Raw genomic sequence first — 15,227 nt, 5'->3', positions numbered from 1 at the left:
CGGATCGAACGGGGCCGGAAAACGCCGATGACCCCGGGAGGGACACCCGGGGTCATCGTGCGCGCGGCGGTCCGCGCGGATCAGGGGCGGCCGGTCTCCTCGGACGCGCCGGTGATCATCGAGACGATCTCGTTGCGACTGGTCCCGGTGATGTCACGGACGCCGACCTGGCGTCCCCGGCGCAGCACCGCCACCCGGTCGGCGATACGGAACACCTGGTCCAGGTTGTGGCTGACGACGAGCACGGCGGCACCACGTTCCCGCAGCTTCAGGATCAGCTGCTCCACCTTGGCGGTCTCGGCCACGCCCAGCGCCGCTGTCGGTTCGTCCATCAGCACCAGGCCGCTGGCCCAGTGGGTGGCGCGGCAGATCGCCACCGCCTGGCGCTGCCCGCCGGACAGGTCCCGGATCGTCGCCTTCGCGCTGGGGATGCGCACGTCCAGCGCGTCCACCAGCTCCTGCGTCTCCCGGGCCATCCGGCGCCGGTCGAGCAGGCGCAGCGGACCGCGGGTCAGCTCCCGGCCCAGGAACATGTTCATGTAGACCGGCTGCGAGTCGGCCAGGGCCAGGTCCTGGTAGACCACCTCGACGCCCTGCCGCCGGGCGTCGGAGGCGTCCCGGAACGTCACCGGGCGCCCGTGCATCTCCAGCTCACCCTCGGTGGGCTGGTACACCCCCGAAATGATCTTCACGAGGGTGGACTTGCCGGCGCCGTTGTCGCCGACCAGCGCGGTGATCTGCCCGGCGGCCAGTTCCAGGTCGAAGCGCTCGATCGCGACCACGCCGCCGAACTGCTTGCGGATGCCGCTCAGCCGCAGCGGCGGGGCGCCCGCCCGGGTCGCGTCGTCCTTGTGGATGACAGTGCTCATCATGCCCTCCCTGCGCTGCGAGCCGCCTGGTTACCAGTGCCGGGGCCGTCGCCCGCGTCGATGTCGTCCAGCCCGATCGGCGCCGAACCGTCGGCGGCGTACACACCGGCCACGGCCGGGGCGCCCGACCGCACATCGGTGACGCCGGCGGTCAGCGCCCGGGTGACGAACGCCTGCGGCCGGAACCCGAACAGGACCGTGTCTCCGGGTGCGACGCCCGGCGCGGCCGTCACGTCGGCCATCGCGTAGTAGTCGATCGCCTCGGGCGCGGGCATCTCGACGTCGACCAGGTACGCGTCGTCGAGACCACCGCCCCGGGGCACGATCAGCGCCCGGGTGCCGCCCAGGCCGAGCACCGGATCGACGTAGAGGCCGCCGCCGAAGACGTACGCTCGCCCGTCCCACAGGTGGGACACCTCGCTGACGTAGAGCACGGCGGGCTCCTCGACCAGGTCGGTGACCGCGTGCCAGGGCGTCGTGCCGGTGAGCCCGTGGCCGGGTTCGACCTGCGTCACGCCCGCCTCGGCCAGCATGGCCAGGATCGCCGCCGACGTCGTACCCGGGGCGTTGATCTCGACGTGCGACCACCCGGCGGCGCGCAACGCCACGGCGGCGGCCCGCAGGGTGCCGAGGTTCGGGGTCGGCACGACCCGCCCGGCGGCCGGATCGAACAGCTGGGTCGGAAAGCTGGTGACACCGGCGAACCGGGCGCCGTCGAGGGCGTCGAGCCGGTGGGCGACAGCGACGATCTCCTCGGCCGGCCAGCCGCCCTCGTGGCCCCGGTAGAACCGGTCGCCGGGCGCCGCGATCCGGGCGAGCAGCGCCTGCTCCCGCCCGGCCGCCGCGCTCGCGGCGGCCGCCTCCGCGGCCTTGGCGTCGTTGAAGACCGTCCAGTACGCGGGCGCGAGCGCGGCGGCGACCGCGGCCTCGTGCCGGGGGATCTGCACCAGATGACCGAGGTGACCGATGCCGAGCCCGCCGTGCCGGTCGGCGAGCGCGCACTGGAGGTCGACGCCGACCGCCTCGGTGATGCCCGCGTCGCGGACCGTCCGGCAGAAGTCGGGGTTGCGCCCGACCTGCTTGGTCATGGCGTAGACCGACAGCCCGTGCCGGTCGGCCTCGGCCCGGATGGCGGCGGCGTTCGCCGCTACCGTGTCGAGGTCCAGCGCGTAGCAGTTCGCCGGCAGGTCACCGCTGTCGTGCAGGTTCGCGGCGGCGGCGAGCAGGCCCGGGTTGCGGCGTCGCAGCAGGTCCAGAAACATGCGGTTGCTTCCTTCCGGGTCAGCTTCGCCGCTCGCGCAGCGAGAGGGAGACGGCCACCAGGATGATCGCGCCGCGCGCCATCATCTGCTGGGACACGGACAGGCCGGCCAGGATCAGGCCGTTGTTGAGCATGCCCATCAGCAGGCTGCCCAGCACCGCGCCGACGATCGAGCCCTTGCCGCCGAAGAGGCTGGTGCCACCGACGATGACAGCGGCGATGACGGACATCAGGTCGGCCTCGCCGAGGGTGTACCGGGCGCCCTGGAGGCGGCCGGCGTAGAGCAGGCCGGCGAGCGCCGCACACATCGCGCTGCCCATCAACACCATGATCTTGACGCGGATCACCTTGATGCCGCTGACCCGGGCCGCCGCCACGTTGTCGCCGATGGCGAGCGTGTGCGCGCCGTACCGGGTCTGCCGCAGCACGAGGTAGCCGACCACCGCGGCCGCCACCGACCAGAGCACCAGGCCAGGGATGCCGAGGATCTCGCCCTGGCCGAAGAAGGACAGGAACGCGTCGTTGCTGACCGGCACCGACTGGAGGCCGGTGACCTCGCGGGCCAGACCGGCCACCGCGCCCATGGTGGCGAGCGTGACCAGGAAGCTGGGCAGCCGGACGAGGGTCACGAAGACGCCGTTGACCAGGCCGACCGCCGCGCCCGCGGCGAGGCCCGCCGCCACACCGAGCAGCATGCTGTCGGTCTCGCGCATCGTCACCGCGCCGACGAGCGCGGAGAGCGCGACGACCGAGCCGATGGACAGGTCGATCTCACCCGCGGCCAGGACGAAGACCAGCCCGACCGCCATGATCGTGATCGGCGCGGTCTGGATGACGATGTTGGTGAGGTTGCTCGTGGTCAGGAAGCCGTTGCCGCCCTGGGTGATGGCGAAGAACAGGAACACGACCGCGAAGCCGATGTAGACCACGTAGTCGCGCCAGTTGATCCGGCGCCAGGCCGGGACGGCGCTGGTCTTCACCGCCGCATCGGTGTGGGTCATCTATCGTCCCTCCGCTGTCTGGAAAGAGGTGTTCCGGTGGGCCGGTGCGTCGTCGCGGACGCCGGCCTCCCGGCGGGCGACCGCGACGGCGCCGAGCAGGCCGGCCCGGTCGCCGAGCCGGCTGGTCTTGATCAACGGGGCGTCCGCGCTGAGCGCGGCGACCCAGCGCCGGACCGGTTCGACGAGTTCGGCACGGGAGCCGATGCCGCCGCCCAGGACGACCGCCTCCGGATCCAGGACGGCGGTGACCGCGACGACCGCCAGGGCGATCAGGCGGGCCTCCTCGTCGATGGCCGCGAGGGCGCCCGGGTCACCGGCCGCGGCCCGGTCGAAGACGTCGGGCACACTCGCCTGTTCGCCGGACACCGCGCGGTAGCGGGCGGCGAGGGCCGCGCCCGCGACCGCCTCCTCCAGCGCGCCCTTCACCTGGTTGTCCTTGTCGAACGGGTCGGTGCCCAGGGGCAGGTAGGAGATCTCCCCGGCCGCGCCGCGCGCGCCGCGGACCAGTTCGCCGTCGAGCACGATGCCCATACCGACGCCGGTGCCGACCGCCACGAACACGAAGTGCCGGTGGGTACGACCGCTGCCCAGCCACCGCTCCCCGGCGGCGGCCATGTTGACGTCGTTGTCCAGCACGACCGGGTGGCCCAGCCGGCGGGTCAGCTCGGCCCGCACGTCGAGGGCCTCCAGGTCGGAGACGTTGGGCGACAGCTCGATGGCGCCGGTGGCCGGGTCGGGTACGCCGGGCAGGCCGATCGCGCTGGCCCGCACGTCGGACCAGTCGACGCCGGCCCGCACCGCCAGCTCGCGCAGCAGCGCGTCGATCTGCGCGGCGACCGCCGTACCGCCCCGCGGGTCGGTCGGCTGCACCTGCTCGGCCAGGACGAGGCCGTCGAGGTCGGCGAGCGCGGCCCGCAGCTTGGTGCCGCCGAGGTCGACGCCGGCGACGTAGCCGCACGGACGCGGATGCGCGGCCATCAGCCGACCGTCAGGAGCCGGGCCGGGTTGGCCGTCAGCATCTGGTCGATCGCCTCCGGCGGCACACCGAGCCGGGCGAGACCCGGCACGATCTCCCGGCCCAGGTACGAGTACCCGAGGCGGCCGTGCGTGCCCGGGTTCAGGTACGCCTCGGCGCCGGTCAGGTCCATCGAGAGCAGGATCCGGTCGGCGTACCCGTCCCGGACCAGTCCGGCGAGCATGCCCAGCCGGGCCCGGTCGGGCCGGTGGTACGCGCGCTTGGCGAACTCGCCCTCCGGCGGGTCGGCCGGCAGCGGGGCGAGTACGAAGTCCCAGAACTGCTTGCCGAGCGTGTCGAAGGCGATGTTGACGCCGGTGGCCAGTACGGCCCGCAGGTAGTCCGGGTCGGGGTTGATGTCCAGGTGGCCGATGACGACGCGGGAGAGGTCGGCCTTCTCCTCGCGCAGGATCTCGACCTGCTCCAGCGCCATCGTGCCGTGGGTGGTGTGGGTGTTCACCGCCAGGCCGGTGGCGACGTGGGCGCGGGCGGCGGCCCGCAGGCACTTCTCCTCGTGCGGGGTGATCTCGTTCAGGCCGGTCGCCTGCTCGCCGAAGATGCCGACCTTGATCCCGGTGTCCCCGACGCCGATCGTGGCGTCGGCGACGAAGCGCTCCCGCATCTCGTCCACGCTCGCGGACAGCGCCCAGCCCGGGGAGTACGGCTCCAGGTAGATAGCCGACCCGGCGACCACGTGCAGGCCGGTACGCAGTGCCACCTCACGCAGCAGCGTCACGTCGTGACCGACCACCTCGTACGGGGACAGGTCCACGACCGTGCCGAAGCCCAGCTCCGGCAGGCCGCTCACCGCGCCGGCGGCGAGGTCGGCGCGGTCGTCCCCGGCGCCACCGGACAGCCACGGCCCGGGCACCAGCGCGCCGAGGTGCTCGTGGCTCAGCACCCGGCCGAGCGACTCGGGAGGCACCGGCCCGAGGACTGTCTGGACGTACCCCATGTGCTTCTTCCTCTCGTCTCGCGGTGGTCGCGGTCCCGGCGGTGGGCCGGGCCGCGTCCGGCGAGGTCCGGGGCCCGTTCGGGGAGGCCCCGGACCTCGCGGCCCGGCGTCAGTTGCCGAGCACCTCGGCCGGGGGCTCCTGGCCGTAGTCGTCGCGCCAGGCGTCGGCGATGTTGTCCTTGGTCGCGGCCATCGGCGATCCGACGACCAGCTCCGGGGCCTTCTTGCCGAGCAGGCCGTACGCGGCGACGATGCCCAGGTTCTCGCCGAGGCGGGTCGAGCCGTTGGCGACGACACCGGCGACGTTGCCGCCCTTGACCATGTCGGCGGCGAGGTTCGCCTCCAGGTCGTTCGTGACGATCTTGACGTCGGTACGGCCCTGCTGCCGGGTCGCGGCGAGCACGCCCTCGGCGGCGGTGGCCCAGGCGACGTAGACGCCCTTGAGGTCGGCGTGGCGGGTCAGCATCGCGGTGGCGATGTCCTCGGTGCGCGCCGGGTCGGAGAACCCGGCCTCCTCGACGATCTCGATGTCCGGGTAGAGGTAGCCCAGCCAGTCCTTGAACGCCTTGTCCCGCTGGTTGGTGAACCAGAAGTCGGCGTCGTGGTAGACGTAGCCGACCTTGCCCTTGCCGCCGAGCGCCTTGCCGAGCATCTCCGCGTTGGCCTTGCCGAACGCGGTCAGGTCGGCGGTGACGATGCCGACGATCTGCTCGCCGGACTTGTAGCCCTTCGGCGGGGTGGTCATCACGACGAGCTTGACGCCGGCGTCCACGGCGGGCTTGAAGGCCGCCGCCGCCGCGGTCGGGTCGACGGCGATGGTGACGATCAGGTCGGGCTTGAGCGCCAGCACGGTCTGCACGTTGTTGGCCTGCCGTGCCGCGTCGAACTCGGCGCTGGTGCTGGCCAGCACCTTGATGCCGAGCTGGTCGAACTCCTTGCGGACGCCGGACTCCACGGCCTTGGTCAGCGCGGAGCCCTCGTGCCAGACGAAGGCGGCGGAGTACTCGCCGTCCTTGACCTTCTGCCGCTCCTCGGGGGTGAGCGAGAGCTGGTCGGCGGCGGTCGGCGTCTCGCCGCCGGGGCCGACGAACGACAGGCTGGGTTCGGTACGCGGGCCGCTCGACGCGCCGCCGCTCCCGGAGGTCTCGTTCGAGCAGGCGCCGACCATGAGCGCCAGGGCGCAGAGCGCGCCGAGGGCGGCACCACGTCTACGGCTGAGAATCATTGCTCTTCCCTTCACAGCAACGGGGTCTGGAACCGGTGATTCCGGACTGACACGGGAGTCCGATGCGACCGGCACGGCGCGTGCGGGGGCACCCGCCGCCGTCCCTGGGGGCCGGCGACCTCTATTTCCGTTCAGTGTGAAAGTATTATCGCGTTCATCACAGGGAGTCAAGAGTGCTGGTCAGAGATTCGACCCACTCCGTCCGGCACCCCTCCACCGTGCTTCACCTCGGGTTTCGCGCTTGGGCCGGGCGGGAGCCGGAGACGGGCCGCGCCGGGGAAGTCCGCCGGGACGACATGGCCCGGGGTGGTTGCTCATCCACCGGCGCAGCTTTAGCATTCGGTCGGAAATAAAATCGGCGGAGGTGGGCATGGAATCTCGGGCACCCCGGGCGGCGAACCGGTCCACGGTGCTGGCCCACGTGCTGACCCATGGTCCGGTGAGCCGTACGGCCATCGGCCAGGAGACCGACCTCTCCCCCGCCACCGTGTCGCGGATCGTGGAACAACTGCTCGACGAAGGGCTGCTGACCGAGACCGACGGCGCCCCGACCACCACCCGGGGCCGGCGGGCGACCCGGGTGGCGATCGCCGCCGGACGCGGCGTGGTCTGCGGGGTCGACGTCGGAGGCTCCAACGTCCGGCTGGTCGTCGCCGACCTCGCCGCCCGGCCGCTGACCGGCCGGACCGTGCCCACGCCCGCCGACTACGACGCGCCCCGGCTGGCCCAGTGGCTGGCCGACCTGATCGTCGCGACAGTCGGCGCCGACCGGGAACGGCTCGACTGCGTCGCGGTGGGCCTGCCCGGCGCCGTCCGGCAGGGCGACCGGGCGGTCTCCAACGCCCCGAACCTGCCCCAGGTGGAGGACCCGCTGTTCCTGCGGCTGCTGGAGAAGCACCTGGGCACCGCGGTCGAGGTGGACAACGACTCCAACTACGCGCTGCTCGGGGAGCTGCGCTTCGGCGCCGCCCGGGACGCGCAGACCGCGGTGATGCTCACCATCGGGGCGGGGCTCGGCGCCGGCGTCGCCATCGACCGCCGGCTGTTCCGGGGCCGCAGCGGCCTGGTCGGCGAGTTCGGCCACCTGCCCGCCGGTCCGCTCGGCGCACCGCTCGAGCGGATCATCAGCGGCTCCGGCATCCTCGCCCGGGCCCGCGAGCTCGGCCTGTCGTTCGACAACGCGGCCGACGTGTTCCGCTCGGCCGACCCCCGCCTGGCGCCGGTCCGGCAGTACGTCGAGCAGGCGCTGCTGGTCATCCTCACCGCGGCGGTGGTCGCCTACGAACCGGAGGTGATCGTCCTCGGCGGCGGCATCTCCCACGCGCTCACACCCGACCTGGTCCGGCTGCGCGGCCGGCTGCACGAGATCGTGCCCGCCGCCGAGGCGACAGTCCACGGCGCGGAACTCGGCGACCTCTCCGGCGCGCTGGGCGCCGTGGTCGCGGCGCTGCACACCGCGTACCGGCGACTCGGGCTCGCGGAGGCCGACCTGGCCCGCGTACCCCAGCCGGACGCCCTCGCCGGCTGCGACCTGCCGGCCCTGGCCGACCACGCCTGAGCAGGCGGCGGCGCTCGCGCCGCGCGCTTCTGTGAGCGCTCACCCGGCGGCCCACCCGGCACTCCTCCGGGCCCAGCCGGTTGAACATGTTATCGATAACCTGCTATGTTCCGGCACGGGAGCGAAGGGCACGCTCCCCGTCACCCCCGCAATCGGCAAGGCGACCCGAGGCACCTTCCTCGCCGCCCCGCCGGTCGGTGACCGGTCCGGGCCGCTCCGCCGATGCACGCCGACGCAGGCGACCACGGACGACTTCGGCCCCGGCCGCACGCGCGGCTCCGCGCCCTCTTCGCAGGCGACGTCGGCATCGACGGACGGTCCGGCCTGCGCCGCCACCCAGGGCAAGGAGTCAAGCAATGGCGAAACGAACACCGCTTCTCTCATCCATCGCCGCCGCGGCCGTGCTCCTCGCGGCGGTCGCCGGCGGCGCGCTCAACGGCGGCCTCGGCGAGACGGCACAGGCGTCGACGAACGGCACACTCGCCGCGACCGCCGGCTGCGGCAAGGCACCCACGCTGTCCAGCGGGACGCGCACCATCTCCAGCGGCGGACAGAACCGCAGCTACATCCTGCGCATCCCGGACGGGTACGACCGCAACCGCCCGTACCGGCTGATCTTCGGGTTCCACTGGCTGAACGGCTCGGCGAACAACGTCGCCTCGGCCGGCTACTACGGCCTGCTGCCGCTGTCGAACAACAGCACGATCTTCGTCGCGCCGCAGGGCATCGACAACGGCTGGGCCAACACCAACGGCCGCGACCTGACGCTGTTCGACGACATCTCCCGGCAGATCGAGAACGACCTCTGCGTCGACACGAGCCAGCGGTTCGCGCTCGGCTGGAGCTACGGCGGGGCGATGAGCTACGCGGTGGCCTGCGCCCGGCCCACCGTCGTCCGCGCGGTCACCGTCATCTCCGGCGCCAACCTCAGCGGCTGCAACGGCGGCACCCAGCCGGTCGCCTACTTCGGCATCCACGGCATCTACGACAGCGTGCTGAACATCTCCGCGGGCCGGTCGCTGCGGGACACGTTCGTCCGCAACAACGGCTGCACCGCGCAGAGCCCGCGCGAGCCGAGCCGGGGCAGCCTCACCCACATCACCACCACGTACTCCGGCTGCCGCGAGGGCTACCCGGTGCAGTGGGCCGCGTTCGACGGCGACCACACCCCCAGCCCGGTCGACGGGTCGTCCAGCCCGAACGACTCCCGGACCTGGACGTCGGGGGAGATCTGGCGGTTCTTCAGCCAGTTCGCGTCCACCACGCCTCCGCCCACCACGCCTCCGCCGACCACGCCCCCGCCGACCGGTGAGCCGGGCGCCTGCACCGCCACCTACCGGACCGTGAACACCTGGCCCGGCGGCTACCAGGCCGAGGTCACGGTGGCCAACAACGGCGCCGCCACGCTCAACGGCTGGACCGTACGCCTGACCCTGGCCTCCGGCCAGGCGATCAGCAGCCTCTGGAACGGCGTCAACACCGGAACCTCCGGCTCGGTGTCGGTCCGCAACGCGGCGTACAACGGCACGCTGGGCGCGAACGCCTCGACGACGTTCGGGTTCACCGCCACCGGGAACGGCGCCACGGCGCCCAGCGGCGTCAGCTGCACCAGCCCCTGACCGGGCCGGCCCGCCGATCCCCGCACGGGGAGCCGGGCCGTGGGGTGGCACCGCGCCGCCCTCCGGCCCGGCACCGGCGGGACGACCGACGCCCCGCCGGACGCCGGGATGTGCTCTAATTAACCCTGGTCGATGTTTGCGCTAACATTCACGACCCCGCAGGCCACCACAACCGGCACCCCTGGGGCCACCGCACCGCCGCTGTTAGCGTTTACACCGACGGCCATCCACAACTCGCGAGGCACCGTCCCGGACGGTCGGGCGCCCGCGCGTACCCGAGGAGCCGTCATGGTGATCCCCCGTCCCCGGCCCGTCCGATCCGGGCCATCGCGTCTCGCCGCACCCGCCCTCGCTCTCGCCCTGGCCGCCACCGGCGGCGGCCTGACGCTCGCCGCGACCCCCGCGCAGGCGGCCACCTCGATCACCGTCAACGGCGCCTCCGGCGGCCAGACGTTCGACGGGGTCGGCGCGGTCAGCGGCGGCGGCGGCAACAGCCGGCTGCTGATCGACTATCCCGAGCCGCAACGCGGGCAGATCCTGGACTACCTGTTCAAGCCCGGCTACGGCGCCGCGCTGCAGATCCTCAAGGTCGAGATGGGCGGCGACACCAACTCCACCAGCGGCTCCGAGCCGAGCCACGAGCACGTCCGGGGCGATCTCAACTGCAACCGCGGCTACCAGTGGTGGATCATGGAGCAGGCCAAGGCCCGCAACCCCGCCATCAAGCTGGCGGCACTGCCCTGGGGCGCTCCCGGGTGGATCGGCAACGGCAACTTCATGTCCCAGGACATGATCAACTACTTCGTGGACTGGCTGGGCTGCGCGCGGCAGCACAACCTCACCATGGACTACATCACCGCCGCCCAGAACGAGAAGCGGACCGACGCGAACTGGACCATCAGCCTGCGTCAGGCGCTGAACAGCAACGGGTACGGCAACGTGAAGATCATCTACGGCGACGACTACCCGGGCAGCTGGGGTCCGGCGAACGCCGTCGCCGGCAACTCCACGCTGCGCAACAGCATCGACGTGCTCAGCGGCCACTACCCGTGCGGCTACCTCAGCGCACAGACCACCTGCACCGTCTCGTCCACCGCCACCAGCACCGGCAAGACGCTGTGGAACAGCGAGGGCGGCTCGCAGGACTACAACGACGGCGCCAAGCCGCTGGCCCGCGGCATCAACCGCGGCTACATCGACGGCCGGATGGTCGCCTACCTCAACTGGGACCTGATCGCCGCGATCACACCGAACCTGCCCTGGTCCACGGTCGGGCTGATCCTGGCCAACCAGCCCTGGTCCGGCTGGTACTCGGTCGGCAAGAACACCTGGGCGCTGGCGCACACCACCCAGTTCACCGCGCCCGGCTGGCGCTACCTCGACTCGTCCTCGGGCTACCTGGGCGGCAACCGCAACAACGGCAGCTACGTGTCGCTGCGCTCCCCCACCGGCGGCGACTACAGCACCGTCATCGAGACCATGGACGCCACAGCGGCGCAGCAGCTCACCGTGAACGTCACCGGCGGGCTGTCCACCGGCCAGGTGCACGTCTGGTCCACGAACCTGAACTCGACGAACCCGAACGACTTCTTCGTCCGCGGCGCGGACATCACCCCGTCGGGCGGATCGTTCTCGCTCACCGTCCAGCCCGGACACCTCTACACCGTCACCACGACCACCGGGCAGGGCAAGGGCACCGCCACCAGCCCGGCACAGGGCTCGCTCGGCCTGCCGTACCGCGACGACTTCGACGGCTACGCGGCCGGGCGGATACCGAAGTACCTCCAGGACATGCAGGGCGCGTTCGAGACCGTCGGCTGCGGCGGCGGCCGGGCCGGCATGTGCCTGCGGCAGATGTCCGCGCAGGCCCCGATCACCTGGAAGACGCTCGCCGACCCGGCCACCTACGGCGGGAACCTGAGCTGGGGCAACTACACCGTCTCCGCCGACGTCCTGCTCGAACAGTCCGGCTACGCCCAGATCCAGGGCCGCGTCGGCACCACGAACCTCGACCCGATCGGCCGGTACAACGGCTACTTCCTGCGGGTCACCGACTCCGGCTCGTGGTCGATCCTGCGCAACAACACCGCCGGGCAGCTCGCCACGCTGCGCAGCGGGAACGTCGCCGCGCTCGGCACCAACCGCTGGCACAGCCTCGCGCTGGGCTTCGCCGGCTCCACCATCACCGCCACCATCGACGGCACGACTGTCGGCACGGTCACCGACTCCACGTTCGGCACCGGCCAGGTCGGCTTCGGCACCAGCCAGGGCGAGACCGCCCAGTTCGACGACCTGTCGGTGGTCGCCGGCCCGGGCGGCAACCCCGGGGGTACGAGCGGCGCCCTGCTCAACCCCAACTCCAGCCGCTGCCTGGACGTGCCGAACCAGTCCCAGACCAACGGCACCCAGGTGACGTTGTGGGAGTGCAACGGCGGCGCGAACCAGCAGTGGACGGCGACCTCCGGCCGGCAGCTCCAGGTGTACGGCGGCAAGTGCCTCGACGCCGAGGGCCAGAGCACCTCGTCCGGCACCCGGGTCATCATCTGGGACTGCAACGGCGGCGCCAACCAGCAGTGGAACGTCAACACCGACGGCACGATCACCGGCGTCCAGTCCGGACTGTGCCTGAGCCCGAACGGCGGCGGTACCGGCAACGGCACCCCGATCGTCCTGTCCGCCTGCACCGGCGGCAGCAGCCAGAAGTGGAGCCGGGCGTGACGGCCCGACCTTCGCCGAAGGTACCCATCCGCCGCGGCGCGGCCTACCGGGGAGACGACCTGTGACCTCAACGCTATGGAGACCCGACCGCCGGACCAGACGATGGCTCGCGCTGGCCGTGACCATGCTCGCCCTGCTGGGGCTGGCCCCGGTCATCGCCGGAGGGCTGACCCCGACCGTCGCCCGGGCGGACAACCCGATCGTGCAGACGATCTACACGGCCGACCCGGCCCCGCTGGTCCACGACGGCCGCGTCTACCTCTACACCGGCCACGACGAGGACAACTCGACCTGGTTCACCATGAAGGAGTGGCGGGTCTTCTCGTCCGACGACATGGTGAACTGGACCGACCACGGGTCGCCGCTCAGCCTCGCCACGTTCAGCTGGGCCAAGCAGGACGCGTGGGCCGGCCAGGCGGTCCAGCGCAACGGCAAGTTCTACTGGTACGTGCCGATGGTCGTCCGGGCGACCGGCCAGATGGGCATCGGGGTGGCGGTGGCGGACAGCCCCACCGGGCCGTTCCGTGACGCCATCGGGCGTCCGCTGGTGAGCAACGGCGAGATCGACCCGACGGTGTTCATCGACGACGACGGCCAGGCGTACCTGTACTGGGGCAACCCGCGACTGTGGTACGTGAAGCTGAACGCGGACATGACCTCGTACTCCGGCAGCCCCACCCAGATCCCGCTGACCACCGCGGGCTTCGGGGCGCGGACCGGTGACGCGAACCGGCCGACCCTCTACGAGGAGGGGCCGTGGGTGTACAAGCGCAACGGCCTCTACTACATGGCGTTCGCGGCCAGGTGCTGCTCGGAGTTCGTCGCCTACTCGACCGCTCCCGGGCCGCTGGGCCCGTGGACGTACCGCGGGACGATCATGCCGACCCAGGGCAGCAGCTTCACCAACCACCCCGGGATCATCGACTTCAAGGGCAACTCGTACTTCTTCTACCACAACGGCGCGTTGCCCGGCGGCGGCGGTTTCACCAGGTCGGTGGCGGTGGAGAAGTTCTCCTACGGCGCTGACGGCTCGATCCCCACGATCAACATGACCACCACCGGCGCCCCGCAGGTCGGCACCGTGAACCCGTACTCCCGGCAGGAGGCCGAGACGATGGCCTGGGGGCAGGGGGTCGAGACCGAGGCGTCCTCCCTGGGCGGGAGGAACGTCGGCTACATCGACAACGGGGACTACATCAAGGTCAAGGGCGTGGCCTTCGGCGCCGGCGCGACCAAGTTCACCGCCATGGTGGCCTCGGCCGGCAGCGGGGGGTCCATCGAGCTGCGCCTGGACAGCGTGACCGGCCCGCTGGTGGGCACCTGCCAGGTGACCCCCACCGGCGACTGGCAGACCTGGACCAACCCGAGCTGCCCGGTCAGCGGCGCCACCGGCACCCACGACCTCTACCTGCGGTTCACCGGCGGCAGCGGCTCGCTGTTCAACATCGACCACTGGTGGTTCACCTCCGGCCTCAGCGGCACCCCGCCGCCGGTCCCCCCGTCGACCCCGCCACCCTCCTCTCCCCCGCCGCCCAGCACGCCGCCGCCGACCGGCGACGCCTGCACCGCGACCTACCGCACCACCAACTCCTGGTCCGGCGGTTTCCAGGCCGAGGTGACGGTCACCGCGGGCGCCGCGGCGCTCAACGGCTGGTCGGTGCGGTGGAACCTCGCCGGTGGTCAGAGCATCAGCCAGGTCTGGAGCGGCACGCTGAGCACCAGCGGATCCACGGCGACCGTCCGCAACGCGGCGTACAACGGCTCCGTGCCCGCGTCCGGCTCGACCACGTTCGGCTTCATCGCCGACGGCTCACCGTCCACCCCGTCCCTGACCTGCACCAGCCCGTGAGAGGAGCGTTCATGCGTACCGGAGCGAGGAGATGGCTCACCGCGGGCGCCGCGCTGGCGCTGCTGGCCGCCGGCGTGCTGACGCCCGCCGGCCCGGCGGGCGCGGAGTCCAACGGCGGCACCCGGGTGATGCCGCTCGGTGACTCCATCACCGAGGGCACCCAGGTGCCGGGCGGTTACCGGATCGGCCTGTGGCAGCGGCTGGCCGGCGGCGGCTACCGGGTCGACCTGGTCGGCTCGCAGTTCAACGGGCCGGGCAACCTCGGCGACCACGACCACGAGGGCCACCCCGGCTGGCGCATCGACCAGATCGACGCCAACATCACCGGCTGGCTGAACGCCTACCAGCCGCGCACCGTGCTGCTGCACATCGGCACCAACGACATCCTGCAGAACTACAACGTCTCGACCGCGCCGAACCGGCTCTCCTCGCTCATCGACCGCATCACCACCACGGCGCCGAACGCGGACGTGTTCGTCGCGCAGATCATCCCGCTCGCCAACTCCGGCCAGGCGGCGGCGGTGCGCACGTTCAACGCCGCGCTGCCCGGCATCGTGCAGTCGAAGGTGAACGCCGGCAAGCGGGTCCACCTGGTCGACCAGCACTCGGCGCTGACCACCGCCGACCTGATCGACGGCATCCACCCGACCGCCACCGGCTACGACAAGATGGCAGCGGTCTGGTACCGCGCGTTGCAGTCGGTGTCCGGCAGCATCGGCACCCCCGGCAGCGGCGGCGGCACGTACCAGAACGTGCAGCTCGTCGGCGCCGGCTCGGGCCGGTGCCTGGACGTGCCGAACGGCAGCACCACGAACGGCACCGCGGTGCAGCTGTACGACTGCTGGGGCGGCACCATGCAGCGCTGGACCTACACCTCGGCCAAGCAGTTGCAGGTGCTTGGCAACAAGTGCCTCGACGCGAGTGGGCGGGGCACCGCGAACGGCACCAGCGTGATCATCTGGGACTGCAACGGCCAGCCCAACCAGCAGTGGAACCTCAACGCCAACGGCACGATCAGCGGCGTCCAGTCCGGGCGCTGCCTGGACGCGGCCGGCTACGGCACCGCCAACGGGACCAGGATCAACCTCTGGGACTGCCACGGCGGCACCAACCAGCAGTGGAGCGCACGCGCCTGACCGGCGTGCGACGGGCTCCCC

11 protein-coding genes are annotated in these 15,227 nt (G+C 72.0%); 5 read left to right on the top strand and 6 right to left on the bottom strand.

Annotated elements, in window-relative coordinates; genetic code table 11:
- Positions 1-80: 80 nt before the first annotated feature.
- From ML5_RS10395 to ML5_RS10370, 6 genes are all read right to left on the bottom strand, one after another.
- Positions 81-869, bottom strand: a complete 789-nt coding sequence (locus tag ML5_RS10395) for an ATP-binding cassette domain-containing protein (protein WP_013285147.1) — start codon at positions 867-869, stop codon at positions 81-83.
- Positions 869-2,131 carry an alanine racemase gene (locus ML5_RS10390; RefSeq protein WP_013474644.1) on the bottom strand — a complete coding sequence of 421 codons (1,263 nt, stop codon included), beginning with the start codon at positions 2,129-2,131 and terminating at the stop codon, positions 869-871. The genes ML5_RS10395 and ML5_RS10390 overlap by 1 nt, the downstream gene beginning before the upstream one ends.
- 19 nt (positions 2,132-2,150) lie before the next feature.
- Positions 2,151-3,131: an ABC transporter permease gene (locus tag ML5_RS10385; protein ID WP_013474643.1), complete on the bottom strand. Its 981-nt coding sequence runs from the start codon at positions 3,129-3,131 to the stop codon at positions 2,151-2,153.
- Positions 3,132-4,109: an ROK family protein gene (locus tag ML5_RS10380; protein WP_013474642.1), complete on the bottom strand. Its 978-nt coding sequence runs from the start codon at positions 4,107-4,109 to the stop codon at positions 3,132-3,134.
- Positions 4,109-5,101, bottom strand: coding sequence for a phosphotriesterase (locus ML5_RS10375; protein ID WP_013285143.1), 993 nt, complete (start codon positions 5,099-5,101; stop codon positions 4,109-4,111). The genes ML5_RS10380 and ML5_RS10375 overlap by 1 nt, the downstream gene beginning before the upstream one ends.
- A gap of 109 nt (positions 5,102-5,210) precedes the next feature.
- Entirely contained in the window at positions 5,211-6,326 is a 1,116-nt protein-coding gene (locus tag ML5_RS10370) for a substrate-binding domain-containing protein (protein ID WP_013285142.1), read from the bottom strand.
- Positions 6,327-6,696: 370 nt separating this feature from the next.
- Between ML5_RS10370 and ML5_RS10365 the strand changes: the two genes are divergently transcribed.
- The 5 genes from ML5_RS10365 (at position 6,697) to ML5_RS10345 (ending at position 15,206) form a co-directional block, all read left to right on the top strand.
- Positions 6,697-7,884, top strand: a complete 1,188-nt coding sequence (locus tag ML5_RS10365; protein WP_013474641.1) for an ROK family transcriptional regulator — start codon at positions 6,697-6,699, stop codon at positions 7,882-7,884.
- Positions 7,885-8,240: 356 nt separating this feature from the next.
- A complete protein-coding gene (locus ML5_RS10360; RefSeq protein ID WP_013474640.1) occupies positions 8,241-9,503 on the top strand; it encodes a cellulose binding domain-containing protein in 1,263 nt (420 codons plus the stop codon).
- 288 nt (positions 9,504-9,791) lie between these two features.
- On the top strand, positions 9,792-12,221 hold the full coding sequence (locus tag ML5_RS10355; RefSeq protein WP_013474639.1) for a ricin-type beta-trefoil lectin domain protein: 2,430 nt from the start codon (positions 9,792-9,794) through the stop codon (positions 12,219-12,221).
- Between the two features lie 124 nt (positions 12,222-12,345).
- Entirely contained in the window at positions 12,346-14,070 is a 1,725-nt protein-coding gene (locus ML5_RS10350) for a family 43 glycosylhydrolase (protein ID WP_049800137.1), read from the top strand.
- Between the two features lie 11 nt (positions 14,071-14,081).
- Positions 14,082-15,206 (top strand): ricin-type beta-trefoil lectin domain protein, encoded by a 1,125-nt coding sequence (locus tag ML5_RS10345; RefSeq protein WP_013474637.1) that lies wholly within the window; start codon positions 14,082-14,084, stop codon positions 15,204-15,206.
- Positions 15,207-15,227: the final 21 nt, after the last annotated feature.

This window comes from Micromonospora sp. L5 (assembly GCF_000177655.2).
GTDB classification, from domain to species: Bacteria; Actinomycetota; Actinomycetes; order Mycobacteriales; family Micromonosporaceae; genus Micromonospora; species Micromonospora aurantiaca.
This window is presented reverse-complemented; position numbering and strand designations above follow the sequence as displayed.

What these genes read in the sequence shown, in the direction of transcription:
- ML5_RS10395 (WP_013285147.1), bottom strand. Translation starts at nt 869, where the DNA reads ATGAGCACTGTCATCCACAAGGACGACGCGACCCGGGCGGGCGCCCCG.
- ML5_RS10390 (WP_013474644.1), bottom strand. Translation starts at nt 2,131, where the DNA reads ATGTTTCTGGACCTGCTGCGACGCCGCAACCCGGGCCTGCTCGCCGCC.
- ML5_RS10385 (WP_013474643.1), bottom strand. Translation starts at nt 3,131, where the DNA reads ATGACCCACACCGATGCGGCGGTGAAGACCAGCGCCGTCCCGGCCTGG.
- ML5_RS10380 (WP_013474642.1), bottom strand. Translation starts at nt 4,109, where the DNA reads ATGGCCGCGCATCCGCGTCCGTGCGGCTACGTCGCCGGCGTCGACCTC.
- ML5_RS10375 (WP_013285143.1), bottom strand. Translation starts at nt 5,101, where the DNA reads ATGGGGTACGTCCAGACAGTCCTCGGGCCGGTGCCTCCCGAGTCGCTC.
- ML5_RS10370 (WP_013285142.1), bottom strand. Translation starts at nt 6,326, where the DNA reads ATGATTCTCAGCCGTAGACGTGGTGCCGCCCTCGGCGCGCTCTGCGCC.
- ML5_RS10365 (WP_013474641.1), top strand. Translation starts at nt 6,697, where the DNA reads ATGGAATCTCGGGCACCCCGGGCGGCGAACCGGTCCACGGTGCTGGCC.
- ML5_RS10360 (WP_013474640.1), top strand. Translation starts at nt 8,241, where the DNA reads ATGGCGAAACGAACACCGCTTCTCTCATCCATCGCCGCCGCGGCCGTG.
- ML5_RS10355 (WP_013474639.1), top strand. Translation starts at nt 9,792, where the DNA reads ATGGTGATCCCCCGTCCCCGGCCCGTCCGATCCGGGCCATCGCGTCTC.
- ML5_RS10350 (WP_049800137.1), top strand. Translation starts at nt 12,346, where the DNA reads ATGCTCGCCCTGCTGGGGCTGGCCCCGGTCATCGCCGGAGGGCTGACC.
- ML5_RS10345 (WP_013474637.1), top strand. Translation starts at nt 14,082, where the DNA reads ATGCGTACCGGAGCGAGGAGATGGCTCACCGCGGGCGCCGCGCTGGCG.